General features: G+C 63.8%; 26 protein-coding genes and 1 tRNA gene. 8 read left to right on the plus strand and 19 right to left on the minus strand.

The window, feature by feature from the left end; translation table 11 throughout:
• Positions 1-197: 197 nt before the first annotated feature.
• Positions 198-518 carry a hypothetical protein gene (locus IVB28_RS22110; RefSeq protein WP_247529012.1) on the minus strand — a complete coding sequence of 107 codons (321 nt, stop codon included), beginning with the start codon at positions 516-518 and terminating at the stop codon, positions 198-200.
• Between the two features lie 195 nt (positions 519-713).
• On the opposite strand from IVB28_RS22110, the gene IVB28_RS22115 reads away from it, so the two are divergent.
• Positions 714-998: a hypothetical protein gene (locus tag IVB28_RS22115; RefSeq protein WP_247529015.1), complete on the plus strand. Its 285-nt coding sequence runs from the start codon at positions 714-716 to the stop codon at positions 996-998.
• A gap of 38 nt (positions 999-1,036) precedes the next feature.
• Here the strand turns inward: IVB28_RS22115 and IVB28_RS22120 are convergent, their stop codons facing one another.
• From IVB28_RS22120 to IVB28_RS29365, 7 genes are all read right to left on the minus strand, one after another.
• Positions 1,037-1,246 carry a hypothetical protein gene (locus IVB28_RS22120; protein WP_247529016.1) on the minus strand — a complete coding sequence of 70 codons (210 nt, stop codon included), beginning with the start codon at positions 1,244-1,246 and terminating at the stop codon, positions 1,037-1,039.
• Positions 1,243-1,419, minus strand: a complete 177-nt coding sequence (locus IVB28_RS22125) for a hypothetical protein (RefSeq protein WP_247529017.1) — start codon at positions 1,417-1,419, stop codon at positions 1,243-1,245. The genes IVB28_RS22120 and IVB28_RS22125 overlap by 4 nt, the downstream gene beginning before the upstream one ends.
• A 349-nt stretch (positions 1,420-1,768) precedes the next feature.
• Positions 1,769-3,388 carry an ABC transporter ATP-binding protein gene (locus IVB28_RS22130; protein ID WP_247529019.1) on the minus strand — a complete coding sequence of 540 codons (1,620 nt, stop codon included), beginning with the start codon at positions 3,386-3,388 and terminating at the stop codon, positions 1,769-1,771.
• Positions 3,389-3,390: 2 nt separating this feature from the next.
• On the minus strand, positions 3,391-4,230 hold the full coding sequence (locus IVB28_RS22135; protein WP_247529021.1) for an ABC transporter permease: 840 nt from the start codon (positions 4,228-4,230) through the stop codon (positions 3,391-3,393).
• Complete coding sequence (locus tag IVB28_RS22140; protein ID WP_247529022.1) at positions 4,227-5,198, minus strand: ABC transporter permease; 972 nt, start codon at positions 5,196-5,198, stop codon at positions 4,227-4,229. The genes IVB28_RS22135 and IVB28_RS22140 overlap by 4 nt, the downstream gene beginning before the upstream one ends.
• A 184-nt stretch (positions 5,199-5,382) precedes the next feature.
• Complete coding sequence (locus tag IVB28_RS22145) at positions 5,383-6,933, minus strand: ABC transporter substrate-binding protein (protein WP_247529023.1); 1,551 nt, start codon at positions 6,931-6,933, stop codon at positions 5,383-5,385.
• Between the two features lie 500 nt (positions 6,934-7,433).
• Positions 7,434-7,619: a hypothetical protein gene (locus IVB28_RS29365; RefSeq protein ID WP_249797913.1), complete on the minus strand. Its 186-nt coding sequence runs from the start codon at positions 7,617-7,619 to the stop codon at positions 7,434-7,436.
• Positions 7,620-7,841: 222 nt separating this feature from the next.
• Here IVB28_RS29365 and mddA point away from each other — a divergent pair, with 222 nt between their 5' ends.
• Positions 7,842-8,621 carry a methanethiol S-methyltransferase gene (gene mddA / locus IVB28_RS22155; protein ID WP_249797889.1) on the plus strand — a complete coding sequence of 260 codons (780 nt, stop codon included), beginning with the start codon at positions 7,842-7,844 and terminating at the stop codon, positions 8,619-8,621.
• A 95-nt stretch (positions 8,622-8,716) separates the two neighbouring features.
• Positions 8,717-9,139, plus strand: a complete 423-nt coding sequence (locus IVB28_RS22160; protein ID WP_247529025.1) for a GFA family protein — start codon at positions 8,717-8,719, stop codon at positions 9,137-9,139.
• A 67-nt stretch (positions 9,140-9,206) separates the two neighbouring features.
• Here the strand turns inward: IVB28_RS22160 and IVB28_RS22165 are convergent, their stop codons facing one another.
• The 5 genes from IVB28_RS22165 to IVB28_RS22185 all read right to left on the minus strand — a co-directional run bounded on the left by IVB28_RS22165 (position 9,207) and on the right by IVB28_RS22185 (position 12,739).
• The gene (locus tag IVB28_RS22165; RefSeq protein ID WP_247529026.1) at positions 9,207-9,467 is read right to left on the minus strand and encodes a hypothetical protein; all 261 of its coding nucleotides are present in this window, start codon (positions 9,465-9,467) and stop codon (positions 9,207-9,209) included.
• A 159-nt stretch (positions 9,468-9,626) separates the two neighbouring features.
• On the minus strand, positions 9,627-9,860 hold the full coding sequence (locus tag IVB28_RS22170) for a hypothetical protein (protein ID WP_247529027.1): 234 nt from the start codon (positions 9,858-9,860) through the stop codon (positions 9,627-9,629).
• Between the two features lie 62 nt (positions 9,861-9,922).
• Positions 9,923-10,645: a Crp/Fnr family transcriptional regulator gene (locus IVB28_RS22175; RefSeq protein WP_247529028.1), complete on the minus strand. Its 723-nt coding sequence runs from the start codon at positions 10,643-10,645 to the stop codon at positions 9,923-9,925.
• A gap of 645 nt (positions 10,646-11,290) precedes the next feature.
• Positions 11,291-11,518: a hypothetical protein gene (locus tag IVB28_RS22180; protein WP_247529029.1), complete on the minus strand. Its 228-nt coding sequence runs from the start codon at positions 11,516-11,518 to the stop codon at positions 11,291-11,293.
• 1,136 nt (positions 11,519-12,654) lie between these two features.
• Positions 12,655-12,739 (minus strand) — tRNA-Leu (locus IVB28_RS22185).
• 156 nt (positions 12,740-12,895) lie between these two features.
• Here IVB28_RS22185 and IVB28_RS22190 point away from each other — a divergent pair.
• Positions 12,896-13,435 (plus strand): disulfide bond formation protein B, encoded by a 540-nt coding sequence (locus IVB28_RS22190; protein ID WP_247529031.1) that lies wholly within the window; start codon positions 12,896-12,898, stop codon positions 13,433-13,435.
• A gap of 3 nt (positions 13,436-13,438) precedes the next feature.
• Here IVB28_RS22190 and IVB28_RS22195 read toward each other — a convergent pair whose 3' ends face one another.
• A complete protein-coding gene (locus IVB28_RS22195; RefSeq protein ID WP_247529032.1) occupies positions 13,439-14,524 on the minus strand; it encodes an AbrB family transcriptional regulator in 1,086 nt (361 codons plus the stop codon).
• 99 nt (positions 14,525-14,623) lie between these two features.
• The gene (locus IVB28_RS22200; RefSeq protein WP_247529033.1) at positions 14,624-14,905 is read right to left on the minus strand and encodes a PsiF family protein; all 282 of its coding nucleotides are present in this window, start codon (positions 14,903-14,905) and stop codon (positions 14,624-14,626) included.
• A gap of 201 nt (positions 14,906-15,106) precedes the next feature.
• Between IVB28_RS22200 and IVB28_RS22205 the strand changes: the two genes are divergently transcribed.
• On the plus strand, positions 15,107-15,589 hold the full coding sequence (locus tag IVB28_RS22205; RefSeq protein ID WP_247529034.1) for a hypothetical protein: 483 nt from the start codon (positions 15,107-15,109) through the stop codon (positions 15,587-15,589).
• A gap of 139 nt (positions 15,590-15,728) precedes the next feature.
• On the opposite strand, the gene IVB28_RS22210 is transcribed toward IVB28_RS22205, so the two are convergent.
• The gene (locus tag IVB28_RS22210; RefSeq protein ID WP_247529035.1) at positions 15,729-16,277 is read right to left on the minus strand and encodes a TetR/AcrR family transcriptional regulator; all 549 of its coding nucleotides are present in this window, start codon (positions 16,275-16,277) and stop codon (positions 15,729-15,731) included.
• 114 nt (positions 16,278-16,391) lie between these two features.
• Here IVB28_RS22210 and IVB28_RS22215 point away from each other — a divergent pair, with 114 nt between their 5' ends.
• The 3 genes from IVB28_RS22215 to IVB28_RS22225 all read left to right on the plus strand — a co-directional run bounded on the left by IVB28_RS22215 (position 16,392) and on the right by IVB28_RS22225 (position 17,807).
• Positions 16,392-16,604, plus strand: a complete 213-nt coding sequence (locus tag IVB28_RS22215) for a hypothetical protein (protein ID WP_247529036.1) — start codon at positions 16,392-16,394, stop codon at positions 16,602-16,604.
• 3 nt (positions 16,605-16,607) lie between these two features.
• Entirely contained in the window at positions 16,608-17,051 is a 444-nt protein-coding gene (locus tag IVB28_RS22220; protein WP_247529037.1) for a PaaI family thioesterase, read from the plus strand.
• Positions 17,052-17,150: 99 nt separating this feature from the next.
• Complete coding sequence (locus IVB28_RS22225) at positions 17,151-17,807, plus strand: DsbA family protein (protein ID WP_247529038.1); 657 nt, start codon at positions 17,151-17,153, stop codon at positions 17,805-17,807.
• 77 nt (positions 17,808-17,884) lie between these two features.
• On the opposite strand, the gene IVB28_RS22230 is transcribed toward IVB28_RS22225, so the two are convergent.
• The 3 genes from IVB28_RS22230 to IVB28_RS22240 all read right to left on the minus strand — a co-directional run bounded on the left by IVB28_RS22230 (position 17,885) and on the right by IVB28_RS22240 (position 20,237).
• Positions 17,885-18,091 (minus strand): hypothetical protein, encoded by a 207-nt coding sequence (locus IVB28_RS22230; protein WP_247529039.1) that lies wholly within the window; start codon positions 18,089-18,091, stop codon positions 17,885-17,887.
• A gap of 81 nt (positions 18,092-18,172) precedes the next feature.
• The gene (locus IVB28_RS22235) at positions 18,173-19,243 is read right to left on the minus strand and encodes a phospholipase (protein ID WP_247529040.1); all 1,071 of its coding nucleotides are present in this window, start codon (positions 19,241-19,243) and stop codon (positions 18,173-18,175) included.
• Positions 19,244-19,265: 22 nt separating this feature from the next.
• Complete coding sequence (locus IVB28_RS22240) at positions 19,266-20,237, minus strand: S1C family serine protease (protein WP_247529041.1); 972 nt, start codon at positions 20,235-20,237, stop codon at positions 19,266-19,268.
• Between the last annotated feature and the right edge of the window lie 231 nt (positions 20,238-20,468).

Here is a 20,468-nt window from a genome sequence, read left to right on the forward strand (position 1 = left end):
CCGGCAGGCGCGCTTTCCGCGCCGCGTTGGTTCTGCAGATAGCTCGCTTTTGACGAAAATGCTGTCACATCCGTGGCACAGCAGCAGCCAACCTAACTTATTGGGCTGCAATCAATTTTCGTGCTTAATGCCGGCTTAAGAAATGCTGAAGGAAGGCTTAATTTCGCCTCTGCCGGGTAACCTCTGCGCGTGCTTCGTTAACCGAGACGCCGCCGCGCCTCATCGCGCATCTGTTCGCGGAAAGCCGCGCGTTTTGCGGGCCGGTCTTCCTCGCGCACGTCGTGGCGATCGAAGATGTCGAACTTCTCCATGATCGGATAGCGCTCGCTCGCCATCGCGAGCACCCGCAGCAGTTTGGTCGCCGATGGCGTCGGGCCGCTGACCTCCCAGCGCCGGATGGTGTCGCCGCCGCCCTTCTCCGGCAATCCGCAGAGCTTCGCCATGTCCGCCGCTGTGAGCTTGCGCTCGAGGGCCTCGGAGAGGTCGTTGCGGAGTTGCTTCAGTTCGGGGCCGGTCATGCTGCTCGCGTCCAGGGAAGTCACTGAACGCAATGCACTAACGCTGATTCGGGTCCAACCGAAGGCGGCGGATGCGTGCTCCCTGTGCTTCGGCACCTTCGTTCGCGCACGGAGTTATGAACCGAGACCTATGGAAATTGTCCGGCGCATGAACAGTTGGAATAGCGGGGCCCGCGGCGGGAGAAAAGATCAGCCATGAAAACCATCAAATTCGCCATTGCCGCGCTCATCACGACCGGATTGCTTGCCGCGCCTTTCGCGGCTGAAGCAAAGAAGAGCCGGTCGAGCCGACATTACAGCACAGGTGTGGTGGCGCCGAACTATGGCGGTGCGGGAGCGCCGGCAGCGCAGCCGAGGGCGTCCTACGGGTCATCCGGACAGACGGCCGGCACCGTCACGGCGCCGTCAATTGGCTCCTACAATTGGCCCTCGGTCGGCGTGACCAGTTCGGTCCCCACCTGGAATAACACCACCCGATAGAGCGATGCCGATCGGCAGGTGCTGGCGAGCGCGAATAGCTAGATTCCCCGTCGGGCCTGTTGGCCGATCACGCAGCGCCACGCGGCCAGGCGCTCTGCCGGATGCTGATTCATCCAGTCGGCGAGCTGCGGCGCGCCCATCAGGCAGGACTGCACCGAAATCTCCGCAAAATCCGAGGTGGTGACGATCTGCTCGTGGCAGTTGGTCGGGGAGGCGAGGCTGCAAAGCACGGCGATGATCTTGATCACGACAGGTTACTCCCGTCGCGGCCGATCAACCGCCGGCCAATCGTTGCCTCGTTCTGTCCCTCGTTAGCTGGATCGTCCGGCGGGAAGATACTGTCGTAGATGGCGCGGGCCTCCTGAATGAGGCGCACTCGCTCCCGCTCGGACTTCGAGACAAATTGAATAACTTCGCCCATGGCAGCTCCGAATATCAGTGGATATCAGTTGGCACATCCGTCATCAGATGACGGTGATCATTCCAAGTCGATCTATGGCGCCGTTTCGGCTATGAAACGGCGCAGCCGGTCACGTCAGAACAAAAGCGCGTGATGGCACTCCGGCGTCCGATGTCCCGGCTTGTCCTCTCACGTGAATTACGATGCCGCGGCACTGCCCTCGTCACGCGCGAAGGCCGCTGCAAATTTCCCCTTGCCGCCGCCAGCAAGGACGTCCTGTCAAGAAAATGCCGCTCAACCGAATAGGTTTCTCACGATGCGGCGTGCAAGTTTTGGAACGATCTCGAATTCAGCTGCCACCGGCGCTCGTTCACGCCGCCGGTGCGCGTTCCTTGCGGCCCGGCACCGCCGCAAGCAGCTCCCGCGTATAGGCATGCTCCGGCGCGGCGAAAAGCTGCGCGGTCGGCTTCAACTCGACGATGGCGCCGCGCTGCATCACCGCGATGCGGTCGCAGATTTGGGCGGCGACCCGCAAATCATGGGTGATGAACAGCATCGACAGGCCGAGGCGGGCCTTGAGGTCTTCGAGCAGCCTCAGGACCTGCGCCTGCACGGAGACGTCGAGCGCCGAGACGGCCTCATCCGCGACGATGATCTCGGGCTCGAGCGCGAGCGCGCGCGCGATGCCGATGCGCTGGCGCTGGCCGCCGGAGAATTCATGCGGATAGCGCTCGAGGGCGCCGGCGTCCAAACCCACCATCTTGAGGAGATCGCGGGCGCGGTCGAAGGCGACCTTCGGATCGATACCGGCCGCGATCGGGCCGTCGGCGATGATGTGGCCGACCTTGCGCCGCGGATTGAGCGAGGCGAACGGGTCCTGGAAGATCATCTGGATGCGATGGCGCTCAGTGCGTAGCGCCTTGCCAGAGATTGACGTGAGATCGGTCTCGCCGATCCGCACCGTGCCGCGGTCGGCTTCGATCAGCCGCATCACGAGCCGCGCCACCGACGATTTGCCGGAGCCGGATTCGCCGACGAGGCCGAGCGTCTCGCCCTTGAAGATATCAAAATTGACGGCGCGCGCCGCATCGACGCGGCGGTCCTCGCGAAACCAGCCGCCCGATGTCACGTAGGTCTTGTCCAGCCCGATCACCTCGACCGCCCTGGCCTGATCGTCGAGCGGCTTTCGCGCCGGCGGATCCATCGAGGGCACGGCTGCGAGCAGCGCCTTGGTGTAGTCGTGCTGCGGCTCGTTGAAGACGGTTGCGGCCGGGCCTTCCTCCAGGACCTTGCCATGCCGGAGCACGATGACCTGATCGGCGATGTCGGCGACCACGCCGAAATCATGGGTGATGAACATCACCGCCATGTTGCGGTTGCGCTGGAGGTTGCGGATCAGCTTGAGGATCTGCGCCTGCGTGGTGACGTCCAGCGCGGTGGTCGGCTCGTCCGCAACCAGCACGGCCGGCTCGAGCGCGAGCGCCATCGCGATCATGGCGCGCTGGCGCTGGCCGCCGGAGAGCTGGTGCGGATAGGCGCGGACGATGCGCTCGGGGTCCGGCAGGCCGACCTCACGCGCCAGCGCCAGCGCTCTCGCGCGCCTTTCCCTCGGCGTCAGCAGCCCGTGCGCCTCGAACATCTCCGCCATCTGGTCGCCGATCCGCATCAACGGATTGAGCGCGGTCATCGGCTCCTGGAAGATCATGGCCAGCCTGCGGCCGCGCAGATCGCGCCAGCCGGCGTCATCGAGCTTGAGCAGGTCGCGGCCTTCGAACTGGATCTCGCCGGAGGCGATAGACACCGTATCAGGCAACAGGCCCATCAGCGCATGCGCGCACATCGACTTGCCGGAGCCGGATTCGCCGACGACGCAGACGATCTTGCCGGGCCGCAGGTCCAGCGAGATGCCGTCGACGGCGAAGGGACGCTCGGCTCCCTTAGGCAGCGCGATCCTGAGGTTCTTGATGGAGACGGCGGGTGGGACGGTCATCGTCAGCGTCCCTCCCGCGACAGGCGCGGATTGAGGGCGTCGTTGAGGCCTTCGCCGATCAGGTTCAGCCCGAGCACGGAGATCAGGATGGCGACACCGGGAAACACCGTGATCCACCAGGCCTGGCGGATCACGGTGCGGCCGGCGCCGACCATGTAGCCCCAGGAGATCAGGTTGGGATCGCCGAGGCCGAGAAAGGACAGCGAGGATTCCAGCAGGATCGCGGTCGCCACCATCAGCGAGGCCAGCACGATCACCGGCGAAAGCGCGTTGGGCAGGATCTCGCGCAGAATGATCCAGGTGTTGCTTTGGCCGGTGACGATCGCGGCCTGGACATATTCGCGCGTGCGCAGCGACAGCACCTCGCCGCGAACGAGACGGGCCACCGGCGGCCAGCTCACCAGCGCGATCGAGGCCACGATCGAATAGATCGATGGCTGCAGGATCGCGACCAGCACGATCGCCAGCGCAAAGCTCGGAATCGTCTGGAAGAACTCGGTGAAGCGCATCAGGGCGTCGTCTACCTTGCCGCCGAAATAGCCGGCCATGGCGCCGATCGGCATGCCGACGACCAGCGCCACCAGCGTGGAGACGAGGCCCACCAGCAGCGAGACCCGTGCGCCAAAGATCATGCCGGCGAACACGTCGCGGCCGAGCGCGTCGGTGCCGAGCGGCACCGCCGAGAGCGTGAACGGCGGCAGGAACGGTCGCTGCACCATGCGCCAGGGCGAGTTCGGGAACAGCAACGGCCCGAACAATGCGGCCGCGATCGCGAGGATCAGGATAACGAGCCCGATGACACCGCTCGGGCTTCTCAGCATCGATTTCCAGAACTGCTTCATGAGGCGAATTCGATGCGCGGATCGACCAGGCGGTAGACCAGGTCGGTGATCAGGTTGAAGATCAGCACCATGGCGGAGCAGATCACGAAGACGCCAAGCAGCAGATTGTAATCGCGCTGGAGCAGGGCGTCGTACATCAGGCGTCCGATCCCGGGCCAGGCGAACACGGTTTCGGTAATGACGGCGCCGCCGATCAGCGTGCCGGAGTGCACGCCGGCCAGCGTCACCACCGGCAGCAGCGCATTGCGCAGCACGTGGCGGCGCTGGATCACGGCGTCGGAAAGGCCCTTGGCCCGCGCCGTCTTGACGAAGTCGAGCCGCTTCACCTCCAGCATCGAGGCGCGCGTCATGCGGGTGTAGGTCGCCATGAAGAACAGGCCGAGCGTCATCGCCGGCATGATCAGGTGCTTTGCGACATCGACGGCATGGGCAAGGCCGGTGAGGTTGGCACCGACCGTCTCGTAACCAAAACTCGGCAGCCACTCCATGGTGACCGAGAACAGCAGGATGCCCATCAGCGCCACCCAGAACAGCGGCATGGCGTAGAAGATCAGCGCGAACACGGTGATGGCCGTGTCGAGAAAGGTTCCGGCAAAGCGCGCCGCGAAGGTGCCGAACAGGATGCCGAGCGCGAGCGAGATCGCGAATGCGGTCAGCGTCAGCAGCAGCGTCGCCGGCAGCCGTTCGCCGATCAGCTTTGCGACCGGTGCCTGCTGGCGGAAGGAGAAGCCGAGGTCGAGCGTCACGACGCCCTTGACGTAGATGAAGAGCTGCTCGGGCAGCGGCTTGTCGAGGCCGAACTTTTCCCGGAGCTGCTTGACGAAGACCTGGTCGCTGGCCCCGGCCTCGCCCGCCATCACGACCGCGGGGTCGCCGGGCGCAAGCCGGATCAGGAAGAAATTGAGGACGACGATCGCAAGCAGGACGATCACGCCCTTGAGGACACGCTGAGCGAGGAAGGAGAGCATCTAGGTCCGCAAGCTGGTTGATTGAAACGGTCGTGCCGCGCGGATCACCTCTCCCCAACGGGGAGAGGTCGCGCCGAAGGCGCGGGTGAAGGGGCTCAGGTCCCACGAGGGAGCGAAAACCCTCACCGGATCGCATCCAGCGATGCGATCCGACCTCTCCCTACGGGAGAGGTGGGCGCCGCCATCACTTGTCGAGCCATGCGTCCTTGAAGCCGTCATTGACGCCGATCGCCGTGGTGATCAGGTTCTTGACCTTGCAGCGCGTGATGGTCGGGAATTGCAGTTCGAGCATCCAGGCCACCGGCACGTCCTCGACCAGGATCTTCTGCGCCTTCTCGTAGATCTCCTTGCGCTTGGAGTCCGGGGTCGCAACCGCGCCGTCGGCGAACAGCTTGTCGATCTCCGGGTTGGAGTAGCCCTCGACATTGTTGAACACCTGGCCCTTGGCGATGGCGCTCGAGACGTAATTGCGGCCGACGCCGAGCGCGGGATCGCCGTACTGGTAAAGATAGGTGAAGGCGATGTCGTAGTCCCAGTCGCCGATCTTCTGGTTGCCGCCGGCGACGTCGGTGGCGATGGTCTCGATGTTGATGCCGACGTCCATCAGGTTCTGCTTCACCGCTTCACCCCAGCGCTGCCAGGTCTCGCCATAGGCGAGCGGCAGCAGGCGGATCTTCTCGCCCTTGTAGCCGGCTTCCTTCAGCAGCGCCTTGGCCTTGGCTGGATCGTGCGGATATTTCGGCACGTCGTCGGTGTAGTATTTGATGGTCGAGGCGGACGGGCCGGTCGCGACCTTGCCGAGCCCGTTCCAGATCACGTCCTTGGCGAAATCGCGGTCGATCGCGTACATGACCGCCTGCCGCACCCGCTTGTCGGCGAGCGGACCCTGGCGGTTGTTGAGCCACAGCCAGGCCAGGGGCGAGAAGAACTCCCAGCCGGCGCCGGTGACGCAGGTGTCCTTCAGCTTGGACAGCCGCGGCACGTCGAAATTCTCGATCGAGCCGCCGGGCAGCACGTCCACCTTGCCGGTCTCATACGCTACCGAGCGCGCCGCGGCGTCGGGGATGATCTGCCAGTAGATCTCGTCGAGATAGGGCTTGCCCTTCTCGTGATAGTTCGGGTTCTTGACCAGGCGGATGAACGAGCCCTTCTGCCACTCCTTGAACACGAACGGGCCGGTGCCGACAGGCGCGTTGTTATAGGGATTGGTCTTCCAATCAGTGCCTTCATAGAGATGCTTCGGCACCATCGGCATCGAGCCGACCTCGAAGATGCCGAGGAACGGGCCGAACGGCTGTTTCAGGGTGAATACCACGGTGTACTCGTCGGGCGCCTCGACCTTGTCGACCTGCGCGAGGTTGTTGCGGGCGCGCGCGTGGGTCTGCTTCAGCATCTCGACCGAGAACAGCACGTCGGCAGCGGTGAAGGGCTTACCGTCATGCCAGGTCACGCCCTTCCTGAGCTTGAAGGTGTAGGACTTGGCGTCCTCGCTGATGCTCCAGCTCTCGGCGAGCTCCGGCTGCGGTTCGAGCTTGGGGCTGTAGCGCAGCAACCCCTCGAAGATATTGCCCGACACCATCTGTGTCGGGCCGTTCTGGATCTGCGCGAGCATCAGGCCGGGCGGCTCGGGCTGGATTACGGCATTGATCACGCCCCCCGTTTTCGGCTCTTGCGCCAGTGCCGGGGCCGTGAGGCCGCAAGCCAGGAGGAGACCAAGCAACACTCGTTTTGGCATGTCGTATCTTTCTCAAGCGAAACCAGCCGTGAACGCTTCGCAAGCGCCCTCGCGCGCAAAGCTACGGCCGGCCCATCCCAGTCCCCATCCGATATCGAGGCTCACATAGTCTCGTTCGGGGCCGCAAGATGAAAGTCGCGACAGTGTCAGCATAAAAAATGTACAGGGCGTCCTGTTTGATGGATAGGCCTCTTATTGCCGGGGAGCCGTGATGATGTCGGTCATCGGCCGACATGGCGCTGGACCAGCGACACAGGGTCGCGGGACGGCGGTCAGAGCCCTCCTGCGGCACGCGAATAAACGGGACCGCCTTGCGATAGGTCAGAGGAGGCTCTGCTGCGGATTTGATCCGGATCAAAGCCAAGCCGCCGCTTTTGCGATCGAATGGCAACTGCCGGGACCCGGAACTGTTTGTCCTGCTCCCTTCAGCCGTGAAACTCCACAGAGAGCCTCTATGAAGAGGCGATGGCGGCCAACGCGTATCTGTCGCTCGCGACCGTCTACAACACGCTGAACCAGTTCACCGAGGCTGGCCTGCTGCGCCGGATCGCGGCGACGGCATCAAGTCGTTCTTCGACACCGACACATCGGTGCATCCACACTTCTATCTCGACGGCGACGATGCGCTGGTCGACGTCGCCGAATGCCTCGCCTTCACCGGGATCCCCGAGGCGCTTCCCGGCCACGAGATCGCGCGGCTCGACGGCGGCTTGCGATCGGCGCGGAAGTTCTCTGCCGCATGGATCTGCGGTTCGATCGCCGCCCACGATTGCGTTTTTGTCGTCTCAAGCAAAAATCAAAGTCGTCTCAGGCAAAAATCAATGGTCCGCGAAAGCTTCAAGCCCGTCCGGAATGCATGGTGAAGCGACCAACCAAGTGCCGGCGCTTTTGGCACAACGGAGCTGTCCATGTCCCAGATTGATCAGGTTCATTCCATCCGCCCAGCGGTTGCGGGCTCACGCATTTTCAGGTTCCTCGCCTTTCTGTACGGAATTGCGGCGTATGTCGTGTTTTTCGTCACCATTCTCTACGCCATCGGCTTCGTCACCGGACTGGTGGTGCCCAAGACCATCGACACTGGAAGCCAGACCCCGGCGACCGAAGCCGTCATCATCAATCTGCTCCTGATGTCGCTGTTCGCCATTCAGCACAGCGTGATGGCGCGCCAGCAGTTCAAGGCCTGGTGGACGCAGTTCGTCCCCAAGCCAGTCGAGCGAAGCACGTACGTGCTGCTGGCGAGCCTGTCATTGCTTCTGCTATTCTGGCAGTGGCGTCCGCTGCCCTCAGTCATATGGAACGTGGAGAATCCGGATCTTGCCGTGACACTGGTCACGCTGTCCTTCGCCGGCTGGGTCCTGGTCTTCACCTCGACCTTCATCATCAACCATTTCGAATTGTTCGGATTGCATCAGGTGGCCAACCATCTGGTCGGGAAGGAGATGACGCCGCCGCGCTTCAAGACGCCGCTGCTCTACAATTTCGTCCGTCATCCGATTTATCTTGGTTTCATCATTGCGTTCTGGGCGGCGCCGACCATGACCGCGGGCCATCTGCTGTTCGCGGCCGTCACCACGCTCTACATCTTCGTCGGCATCGCGCTGGAGGAGCACGACCTCGTCGCTCTCTTCGGTGACGAGTACCGGCAGTACAAACAACGGGTGTCGATGCTTATTCCCTGGCGCCGTTAGGTATAATCTCTGCCTCGCACCGCGCGTCTGCGGAATCGAGGACTCGCGGTATGCCGACGCGCGATAACGATCCTTCATCAAACGGAGACGACCAAATGAAACATGTCGGAAACTGCTTCTGTGGCGCGGTCACGATCGAGGTCACGGGTGCACCGGAGGCGATGGGCTATTGCCATTGCCGTTCCTGCCGCTCCTGGTCCGGGGGCCCGGTCAATGCCTTCAGCCTCTGGAAGCCTGAATCCGTGCGCGTCACCGAAGGCGCGGAGAACGTCGAGACGTTTGCCAAGACGCCGCTCAGCGAGCGCAAATTTTGCAGGAAGTGCGGCGGTCATCTCATGACCAACCATCCGCCGCTCGGCCTGATCGACGTCTTCACCGCCACCATCCCCACGCTCGCATTCGCGCCCGGCGTTCACGTCAACTATGCCGAGACCGTGCTGCCGATGCGCGATGGCCTGCCCAAGCTGAAGGATTTCCCGGCCGAATTCGGCGGCAGCGGCGAGATGATGCAGGAGTAGCGGCGCGTTCGGGAGGGCGGCAGAGCGCCGCCCTCTCTGCCTTCTCCCGGGGGAGAAGGAAGAAAGACTAGCCGCCGCGCGATTCGACGACCTTGCGGCAGGAGTCCGAGAGCTTCGACTTGTTCTCGCGCAGGCAGGCGTTCATGTGCGGCGGCTTGCCGATATGATCGGCGCAGGATTTGCCGGGCTGCGTGGCGCGGCCGACTGCGGCCGTGGTGGGAGCGCCGGTTGCGAGGGCGGGGTCGCTACGCCCGGCGTCGGCGCCCGGTGTCGGCGTGAGCGCGGGAACGCCGGGGAATTGCGGCGGCCGTGATGGTCGCGCCCTCATGGTCACGTTCGGAGAGAGCGACGATGCTGACGATCTGGCCGTCCAGGTCTGCTCTGCCCCAGACACCGGCCCATTGCGGTAACTGACTAGACGCCCGAGCTGGCCCACAGACGACACCGAAGGTGACAGAGGGCCCGCCAAGAGAGTCGGATCCGAAGGTCACCAGCTTTCGGTCTGCTCAATGATGGCACGGACTCTCAGGAGAATGCCGGCGTCATTCCTGACCACAATGGCTATGCTGCCCGGACGAGCAGCGAAGGTGAAATCGCGCACAGCCTCGCCTAGCGCAACCATGGCCATGCGGCGAGCTATATCAGCACTCTGTACTTCCCGCCCGACCTCGTCGAGAGTGACGCGTTCCTCCTCGTGATAGTCGAAATGAAAGCGCGGCATGCCGAGCCTAAATCTGTCGCTGCGATGACGTTCCTAAAACTCCAAGCGCGTTTGCTGATCTTTCATCTGGCGCTTGGTTGCAGCTCGTGCAGATATTCAGGACTGAACTCGGATGCAGCTTTCAGTTCTTCTGGGCGGAGCAGAGTCACCGTGTGGTTTTGCCATTCAATGAGGCCCAAACCCCTGAGTTCCTGGATGGTCCTGTTCACGTGAACTACCGAAAGCCCACATGCGTCGGCAACATCCTGCTGCGTGAGCGGAAGTCGGAAGTTGCCGTTGTCCGCAAGCCCGACGAATTCCATGCGGGTGGTAAGCTCGCAGAGAAGATGCGCGACCCTACCCAGCGCCTGGCGTGATCCGAGATTCTCAACCCATTCGCGATAGATCGCAGCGTGTATTAGCGTCTCGCGCCATAAAGCGTGCGTAAGTCCGGGCGATTCGTTCATGATCTCTCTGAGTGCTGAATGGGGCACAGCGGCTATCGTCGAACTCCCCACACTGCAAAGATCACAATCCGCCACTGGCAAATGCAGGGTAGGCAAATCGGGCATGTCTCCGGCTATGTAGAACGACGATATCTGAGTTCGAGCGTTCACCACTCTTTGCCGAGACAGAAGGCCGCTCATCACGACAATGCAGCTCTGAGGTTTGTCGCCCTGGCGCAGCACGTATTCGCCATCTGCCAGCGATTTCGCCTTGTATCTCAGGCGCGTGAGCCTGGTCCGATCTTGTTCGGATAGGCCGCTAACGGCCTGTAGGCGCGATATCAGCTGTTGGTGCGGCATTGTATGCTCCCTGTGCGATGCAGGCGGGAGCCCAATGGTCTCTCAGCCACCGACGCCTACGGACAAAGCCGAAGCCGGTGATGCCGGAACAATAAGCTTCCCATGCAAGGGTTGCAATCAATTGAAGGAAGCCAGCGTTGGGGCTCGGCAACATGCCGGCGATGCCCGGAATGCCAGGTTTATGGGTCAGACGCTACGGTCGATGCGTACGCTCATCGCGCTTTGCGCATGTCCGACGCTTGCTTTCGAAGTTCATGCGGATAAAGCCAACTCTCCCGATCACTGGCCGCAGGCGCGAACCTTTCGACCAAACGAGACCCGTCCCATAGTTCCATCGGGTGCCCATCGGCCATCCGGCTCACAAGTTGGCGTGCTTCATTGTCACATGCGCAGCCCACAAGGGCCCTGCGCCGACGATATGACCTTCCGGATCAACCTCATAGGCTCTGAACGAACGTTCGGCCATCGTGAGCCATCAGCTTAACTGATTGAGCCAAGTCGAGCACGCCGTGGAAACTCTGACAGTCACAAGGGTGAACAGCGTTCGTACGTCGCTTCGTGTCGCAAGCCGTCGATCACGATCCCCCGGGGTAACTTCCGCTTTGCCTTGCGGACCCGGCCTCGGGCGTGCGCACCCCAGCCGGTTCAAGAAAAATCGACCCGCGGCGGCGGATAGCGCCGGGCCAGCATCGACAGCGACAGACGCCGTTCGTCCTCCGGGAGCTCCAGATAAGCCAGCACGAGCGGCCGCTTCCAGTCGCCGACGCCGAAATCCATCGCCGTCCATTTCTGCGGCTCGGGCCCTTCCAGGCCACGGACCCAGACGAAATAGCGGGGGATCTCCTCGGCGTCCGTCGCGCGTGTCCTGGCCATCAAAGCTGCTCACTGCGTCCCATCGTTTGCGAGAGGATATAGGGAGCGGCCGTGCGAAGTCGATTGCCTCGCGGCGGTACAGGATCTAATCCCCATCGACAGTTCGGCGCTCGCACGGCTGGTGCCATTTCGCTCCTGAGGCGTCCGCGCCGACACGGCAGTCGGGCGGGCAATCGCTCCTCCTCGTCATGCTATGCAAGTGCGAGGAGCTCTTGCGACGAAAGCAATCCAGAATATTCCCCGGATGCATTCCTGATTGCTTCGCTGCGTTCGCAATGAGGATGTGGATACACGCGGGGGCAAGAACGAAGCTCTCGCAGAGGATGGTTCTCGCCCGGAACAAGGTCTGTCCGAAGGCTCACCGCTTCGCGATTCAAATTCTGCTTGACCGAAATTCGGAAATATCGTATGTCGGGTTCATCCCGGCCCATGGACAAGGGGCGTTTCGCGATCGTCACGATACGCGGGCGGGTGACGGTGGACGTGGAGCGCATCGGCGCGCCAGCAATCGCAGGGCGGGCTTGCCCCGTGAGCGGTTGAGCAGCGCGCACACGACCGGTGCGGTCCGCGTACGGCAAAAGCGTGTGGTCCTGACGCCCGGGGTCTGTGCGTCAAGTCTTGCGGTGATGTGGCGGCCAACCGGTGCGCGCATCGATCCGCCGCAAGGCGACGGGGGCAATAGTGCATCGCTCCCGGGGGAGAGCACGCCATAAGCCGTCAAACCACTGCGCAGGGAAAGGCCGGGATGTCCGGGCTGCCCTGTATGCCGCTGTGCATCTGTTTTCGCGCAATTTGCGCACAGCGGACCGCGGGTGCCAGCCGGCGCCCGGCCTTCCCTGCGCCCTTTCGTCAGGAAAGGGTGTCAAGAGAAGCACAGGACTCGGGCGTCATGCGCTGCGAGGCTGTCGCGGCGTGTCTCGTTATTTGAAAACTGAAGTGCGCGCGCTCGTCGTGCCGATCAGCGCCACAACTCGCAGGTCGCTACGCGGTTGATGTCTGTGAGGCGGCGTCCGGGAGGGAAGCGATTGAGCTTTGCTGAGACAGTCCGTCTTCGCCAAGAGGCTTCGTCGGACGGACACGCTTCAACCTTCGGTTCAGCGTGGCTCGCCCAGCCGTAGCTGCGAAGCAGCGAAGGCTGGTGCCCCTGGCCGGAATCGAACCAGCACTCCTTGCGGAACTCGATTTTGAGTCGAGCGCGTCTACCAGTTCCGCCACAGGGGCCCCCGGTCAGCCCTTGAGGGAGCGTCGCGAAGCCGGCGGACTATAGCCATGGACAAAGCGGGGTCAACCCGCGCCAAAGTGATCCCGGCCGTTCTCGACAGGCGCATGGACGGGGGCTAGAGGCTTAAAGGAGCGACCCACCGGAAAGAGGCTGCCGTGACGACCGAGAGTGCCGCCATACCTGCGTTCAAGCCGGCTGCCGGCAGCTCCGCGCTGACGGCCTCGCTGCTCGTCACGCTGATTGCGGCTGTGACGATCGCGGGCGCCTGGTTCTTCCAACTCGTGCTGGAGATCCTGCCCTGCCCGCTCTGCCTGGAGCAGCGCTACGCCTATTATCTCGCGATTCCGCTCGGTGCGCTGACGGCGATTGCGGCTCGAAGCGGCGCGCCGCGGCCGCTGCTGCTGGCGGGGCTCGCGATCCTGGTGCTGGCCACACTCGCCAATGCCGGCCTCGGCGCCTATCATTCCGGCGTCGAATGGGGATTCTGGAAGGGGCCGACCGATTGCACCGGTCCCATCGTCAACCTCGGCAACGCCGGCGATCTTTTTTCAAGGCTCGACACTGTGAAGGTGGTGCGCTGCGACGAGGTGCAGTGGCGCTTCCTCGGCCTCTCGCTCGCCGGCTACAATTTGCTGATCTCGCTCGTGATGGCCGCGATCGCCGCGTGGGGATTTGTGGCGACGGCGAAGCGCTAAAGCTCAATCATCCACGTCGTCCTGGGTCCGTCCGAACAGATGCACGATGCCAGGCGTCGCGATCGTCACGAACACGAAGCGCGACAAATGATGGGCGCCGACGAAGATCGGGTCGATGTGCAACGTCAATGCCAGCGCCAGCATGGCGTCCATCGCGCCCGGCGCGAAGGCGACGACGACGTCGGAGAATCTGACCTGCGTGGTGAGTGCCACGATCCCGACGAAAATGGCGGAGACGGCGATCGCGACGGTGAACGAGCCTAGCGCCGCGTTGATGTGACCGGCGAGCGTCTTGATCCGCATCCGCGCGAAACGGCTGCCGATCAGCGCGCCGATCCCGACCAGAGCCACGCCGCGCCCCCAGTCGGGCAGGCCGCCCTCGACCCAGCCGGCGCCATGCAGCACGCTGGACGCGATCATGGCACCGAACATCCAGCTCGCCGGAAACTTGATCAGACGCAGGAACAGCGCCATGGCCAGCGAGGCTGCGACCAGCGCCACGAGCCCGAGCGGCGAGGCGATCGTCGTCGTCGCCGGCGGCGCGGCAGAGGGCACCACGCCGGCGAACGCGAGCAGCATCGGTAGTGCCGCGGTGAGGATGATGACGCGCATGGTCTGCACCACCGCGATGCCCGGCAGGTCGGCGCCGCGCTCGACCGCCAGAATCGTGATCTGCGACAGCGCGCCGGGGCTGCCGGCAAGGAAGGCCGAGGTGCGGTCCCAGCCATGGACGCGCTGGAGGTAATAGCTCGAGCCGAAGGTCGAGCAGAAGGTTGCGAGCGCAAGCAGCCCGATGGTGAGGGGATAGGCGCCGACCTGCTGCAGCAGATGGCGCGAGACCACCGAGCCCAGCGAAATACCGAGCAGCACCAGCACGGTCTGGGCCAGGAGTGGCGGCAGCGACAATTGGCGGCCGGCGATTGCGGCGATGGCGACTGCGATCATCGAGCCGGAGATCAGCCCGCCGGGAAGGCCGGCGAGCAGAAACACCAGGCCTCCGGCGGTGCCGATGACGAGCGTCTCCGCGGTGCTCAAGAGCCTGGCGCGGCTTGGCCATTCGAACGGCAGGGAGGCGGTGGTTTGCTTCACGCCACCTTATCGCAAATCAGCGAGAGGCGCACAATTGCAGGCTCGTCATGCCGCAATGCGTGCGCCTCTTCCTGATGCTCGTGGAGGATCGCGGCGAGCTTACTTCTTGTCGGCGGCAGGGGCGGCGGGCGCCGCGGTGCCGGCCCTCGCTGCCTTCTTGCACTCGCGGCGGAATTTCTTGCGCTCCTTGCCCTTCAAGCCCTTGGCGTCAGCCTGCTTGGAGCATTCCAGCGACTCCGCCGAACGCTCCTTCGGCGCCTTCCTATCGGCAATGGCGGCTGCGTCGGGCTTGGTTGCCGGCGCGGTCGTCTGCGCGAAGGCAATGCCGCTGACGAGCAGGGAGGCCAGAGCGGCGGCGGCGAGGCGGGACGTGAAGGTCATGTGCTGCACTCTGCTTGCGAGAATTGCGGAGAGCAGGGACCGTCGGCCTACGTTGCTGAACGCGACATGAATGATGAGAACGACAGGATCACTATATTTTGCCGGCGCAACGCATCGCATCCTTGTCCCAAGCGGCCGGCACGCTAGGATAGTAATGTTCGTTTCACTTCCCTCGGGGGAAGACCAAGGAGGAGACCAGGGATGACCATTCAATCAAAATGGCTGTGCGCGATTGCTTTGTCGGGATTTGCTGCGTTGACGGTGGCGGCGCCAGCACAGGCGCTGACATCGCAGGAGTGCAGCGCGAAATACCAGGCGGCCAAGAAAGACGGCTCGCTCGGCACCACGAAATGGAATGACTTCCGCAAGGCTCAGTGCGGCGCGGATGCAACGCCCGCTGCTGCGCCGGCTGCGGCCGCGCCCGCCGCTCCCGCCGAGCCGAAGCAGGCGAAGAAGGAGGCGGCCCCCGCCGCCGCGCCGACCCTGCCGGCCGGCCCCGCGATCTATCCGAACGCGGTCGATCCGAAATACGCCAAGGAGACTCCCGGCAAGGGGCGCCTGCACACCTGCGTCGACCAGTACAACGCCAACAAGACCACCAACGGCAACGGCGGCATGAAGTGGATCGAGAAGGGCGGCGGCTATTACAGCGAATGCAACAAGAAGCTAAAGGGCGCTGCCTGAGCTTCGTATCGATGCGAAGGCCGGAGCAACGCTCCGGCCTTTTCGCCAAAGCATGAACTGCACAGCGGTTTTCCGAAAAGATCATGCTTGAACAACAACCTGAAGCGCGATGGCGGTTCCATCCTAATCGCATCGCGCTTTAGTCGAGCAGCTTTTCGGCCGACTTCGCCACCAGCTGCGCCCGCTTGCGCGGGCCGCGCTCGACGAACAAGAGGCTCTGGCCGAAGATGAAGCAGTAGAACAGGAAGGCCCGCGCGTCGGCCTCCTCGGCCGCAAGCCCGGTTGCACGATAGAGCTCGGCCACGTGCTTGAGCCGCGCGGCGTCCACGCCCGCCACAGCCGCCGCGGCGTTCTCGTCCGAGCGGGCCCATTGCCGGATCGCGAGCTCGATCGCCATGGCTTCCGGATTGAGCCGCTCCGAATAGAGCTGGATCACCGCCTTCAGCCGTTCGCGGGGCTCTTGGCCGTCGAGGCGCGTCTGCTGCGCGATCGACGCTGCGCGCCCCTCGCGCCAGCGTTGCAGCATGGCATCGAGCAGCGCGGCGCGGTCGGCGAAGCGGCGGTAGAAGCCGCCCTTGGTGACGCCGAGGCTCTTGGCGAGCACCTCGACCCTGACACCCTCGACCCCCGAGCGGGCGAGCTCGGCAAACCCCGCCTCGATCCAGACATCGCCCTTGCCGTCGCTCATGAAGGAAGCCTCGCCGATTCTTGATACGGTACCGTATTGCTAGCGCGACGGAGCCCTGATACGCTACCGTATCAAGAAGCCAACCAAAGGCAGAACTCGGCAGGAGGAATTGCCATGGAGCAGGAGGCGACCTATCGCGGCACGGTTTATCCGTCGCAGTGCGATCATGTCGGCCACATGAACATCATGTGGCATGTCGGCAAGTTCGCCCCGACTTGCGAGATCACCGGTGTGCACATGGATCGCAGCCAGCGCAAGTCCACACCGTTTGCCGACGCCGTCCGCAAAACTGCGTTGCGGCAGCTTGCCGAGCCGGTCGAGGTGTAAGCCATGGCCCCGTTCGAGCCGAAAAATCCAGGCTATCGCGCGGCTGCCATTGCCTTGTTCGACGGCCAGCCGGCGATGCGCACGCTCGGCATCGTGATCGTCCGCCTCGCGCCGGGCGAGGTCGAACTGGCGATGCTGCATTCGCCGGCCTTCACGCAGCAGAACGGCTTTGTCCATGCCGGTATCATCACCGCAGGCCTGGACAATGCCTGCGGTGTCGCCGCCTTCACTCTGATGCCAGCCGAGGCCGGCATCCTCACCGTCGAGTTCAAGACCACGCTGCTTGCCCCCGCCGGCGGCGAACGCTTCGTCTTCAAGGCCGAGGTGGTCAAGCCCGGCCGTACCCTAACCTTCTGCGAGGCCAGAGCTTTTGCAGAGCACGAAGGCAAGACCACGCTGATCGCCACCATGACCGGAACGCTGATGGCGATGCTGCCCCGTGTCTAGCGTGCGATGACTTTGCGCCCGTAACGCTCTATATGAGCCGTAACAACTCCCGGTCCCGAACCGTAGTTGCGAAAAGATGGGACCGAAACGGGACGAGATATGGCTGAATCCGGAAATAAGGGCCTGCCGACGCGGCGCGCGGCGCTGACGCTGATCGGGGCGAGCGCCCTCGCGGCGGGCCGCATCACCTCGGTACGGGCAGCCGCCGATGATGGCGAGGTGCTGACCGAAGCCAAGGTGCTGCGCGATCCCGACACGCCGGTCGCCGGCAACCCCAACGGCAACATCACCATCGTCGAATGGTCCGACTACAATTGCCCCTATTGCCGCAAGCTCGAACCCGAGCTGCGCCAGGTCGTCCAGGACGATGGCAAGGTGCGGCTGGTGATGAAGGATTGGCCGATTCTCGGGCCGGTCTCGGTCACGGCGGCGCGGATCGCGCTCGCGGCGAAATTCCAGGACAAGTACCATCCGGCCCACGACGCCTTGATGGGTGTCAGCTCACGCCTGACCGAGCCGCGCATCAACGAGCTGCTCGCGGCCGCCGGCGTCGACATGGATCGCCTGAAGCGTGATCTTACCGACCATGGCAGCGACATCGACGCCCTGCTCAAGCGCAACAACGAGCAAGCCGAAGCCTTCGGTTTCAGCGGCACTCCCTCCTTCATCGTCGGCAAGTACCGCGTACCCGGCGTGCTCAGCATGACCGAGTTCGAGCAGGTCATTGCCGATGCCCGCAAGGCCAAGATGAACTGACGCGCAGCATTGATCGTAGCCAACACAAAGGCGCCGCCGCGGATCCGCGACGGCGCCTTGTTCATGATACGTCGTGGTTACTTCGACGAGATCCGGACCCAGTCCTTGTGCGCGCGATCGCGCAGCGCGTCCCAATCGGCCTTGGCGACATCCCAGTTCACGATAGTCCGATTGGTCGTCGCGACCCCGCCATTGGCGACCGACGACGTCTGCATGGAGTCATAGACGTATACGCCGCAGGCAAGCAGCAGCGCGCCTAAAATCATTCCAAGAAACATCCGCATGGCGAAACCTCCGGTGACGGGCGATAACGTCGGCGCCGACTGATGGTTCCGCGAGAGTGCGGCGCAGGAAGGACGGCTCGTTCACTCTCCATTCAGCCACTGCACCAGCTCCGCGTTGATCTCGCGCGGATAGGTGTGGCTGAGGTCGTCGATCTCGCGATAGGTGACATCAGCGCCGGCGGCTGCGAGTGCCGCCTGCGTCTGGCGCGCGGTCTGCACCGGAAACATCCAGTCGAGCTTGCCGTGGGTGATGAAGATCGGCAGACGCTGCAGGCGCGTGGCATCGGCCATCTCCGCCATCAACGGATGGAAGGTCGCGGACACCGGCGCCAGATGGGTGAAGGGCGAGGCTCCGTCGAGCCCGCTCACGTAACAGAAGGTGCCGCCGTCGCTCATGCCGGTCAGCAGCATGCGCGAGGCATCGATGGTCCAGCGACTGCGCACGGTCTCGAGGATGCGCATGAGATTGGGCGTATCGGCATCGTCGCCCATCAGCGCCCAGGTCGGACCGGTCGCGGTTGGCGCCACCAGGATCGCGCCGAGACTGCGGGCGTCGCGCAGCCAGCTCCACAGGAAGCCGCGGCCGTTGCCGCTGCCGCCATGCAGCGCCATCACCAGCGGCATGGCGCGATCAGCGGTGTAATATTCCGGCACATAGACCGAGAAGCCGCCGCGGCTGCCGGGGTCGTTGTGATCGTGGAAGATGCCGGTGATTTCGCTCGCGCTGACTTCGAGCCGCGACAACAGGTCCGCATTTTCGCGATTGGCAGCGTTGAGGAAGAAGCTGCTCACCGGTGGAAACTGCAGCGCCAGAGGATAGAGCGCCTCCTGCGCGCGCGGCAGGTGGCGCAGCGCGCGGAAGACCGCGACGAGATCGCCATTGCCGCGCTCGACCTCGCGAATGCCGGCAAAGGCGGCCAGCGTCTCGTCGCAGGCGCGATCCAGTCGCTCGCGCAGGCCTGCGAACTGCTCCGGCCAATCGCCGATCGCAGTGCGTGCGGCCTGCAGCGCCTCGTCCGGCGCGCCGATCGCATTCATGACGGAAGCAAAGGCCGGGGGATGCAATTGCCTCTGGAAAAATCCAAGCGCTTCCAGCGCATTGAGCAGTGGCGGGAGCACGGCCACGCTGTCGTCCACAACGGCCTCGGTCATTGCGGATCCCTTCAGCGTGGATTCAATGCAGCTTCGGCGCCTTCAAGAGCTTGAAGCGGTCGGTCGAGGTCACCGTGACGTCGAAGGTGACGCCTTGGTGATGCACGGTCAGCGGCACGTCTACTCCGGCGGCGCCGAGCGACCACATCTTCTTGTAAAAGGCGGTCTGGCTCGTGACCTTGTCGCCGTCGACGGCGAGGATGATGTCGTCGGTCTTGAGCTCGGCGCGCGCCGCCGGACCGTTGGCGGAGATCCCGATCACCACCACGCGGTTGTCGATCTCGGTCGAGTAGAGCCCGAGCCATGGCCGCGCCGGCTTGTTGACGCGACCGAACTTGCGCAGATCCTCCAGGATCGGCTTCAACAGATCGATCGGCACGATCATGTTGACGTGCTCGGCCTTGCCGTCACGTTCGCGCTCGAGCTGAAGCGAACCGATGCCGATCAACTCGCCGCGCTCATTGAGCAGCGCGGTGCCGCCCCAGTTCGGATGCGCGGGATAGGTGAAGACGGCTTCGTCCAGCAGATATTCCCAGTAGCCGGCGAATTCCTGCTTGGCCACGATCTGGCTCGCGACCGAGCGCGTGCGGCCGCCGGCGCCGCCGACAACGACGCGGTCGCCGATCCGGGTTGCCGCCGACGAGCCGAGCGGCAGCGGCTCGACGTCGAGCTGGCCGAGCGCCTGCACCAAACCGAATCCGGTCTCGGAATCGAAGCCGAGCGCATGACCTTCCACCACGCGTCCGTCGGCGCGGTGGAGCCAGACCGACTCTGCCTCGGTGACGAGATAACCTATCGTGAGCACCAGCCCGTCGTCGATCACGACGCCGTTGCCGGCGCGTTCGGTGCCCAGCGTCTCGGCGCTGAAGGCGTCCGGCGGGATGATGGCATGCAGGCCGACGACGGATGCGAGCGCCCGGTCGAGATCGAAACCGTAGTCGCCCGCACGCGGCTGATTGGCCGGCGGCACTCTCCATTCGGTCAGGGCGGGCATGGTGTTCTCCTGGCTGAGTGCGCTTCCGCGATTGCTGAGGAGCGACGCGCGAAGCAGCCATAATTTAGGTCGGGGAAGGCCGTCTTGAAAGCCTCGTTCCCAACTATTCCGGAGCAGGCCGCGTGAAATCTTCGCAAAGCGCAGGACCGGGACATGCCCACGAGGCAGGCGGCTGCTCATTCCGGCCTCAGCCGCATGGCTGCCGTCGCGCGAGGTGCTAGGCGGAGTGCA

Source organism: Bradyrhizobium sp. 199 (assembly GCF_023073355.1).
Taxonomy (GTDB): Bacteria; Pseudomonadota; Alphaproteobacteria; order Rhizobiales; family Xanthobacteraceae; genus Bradyrhizobium.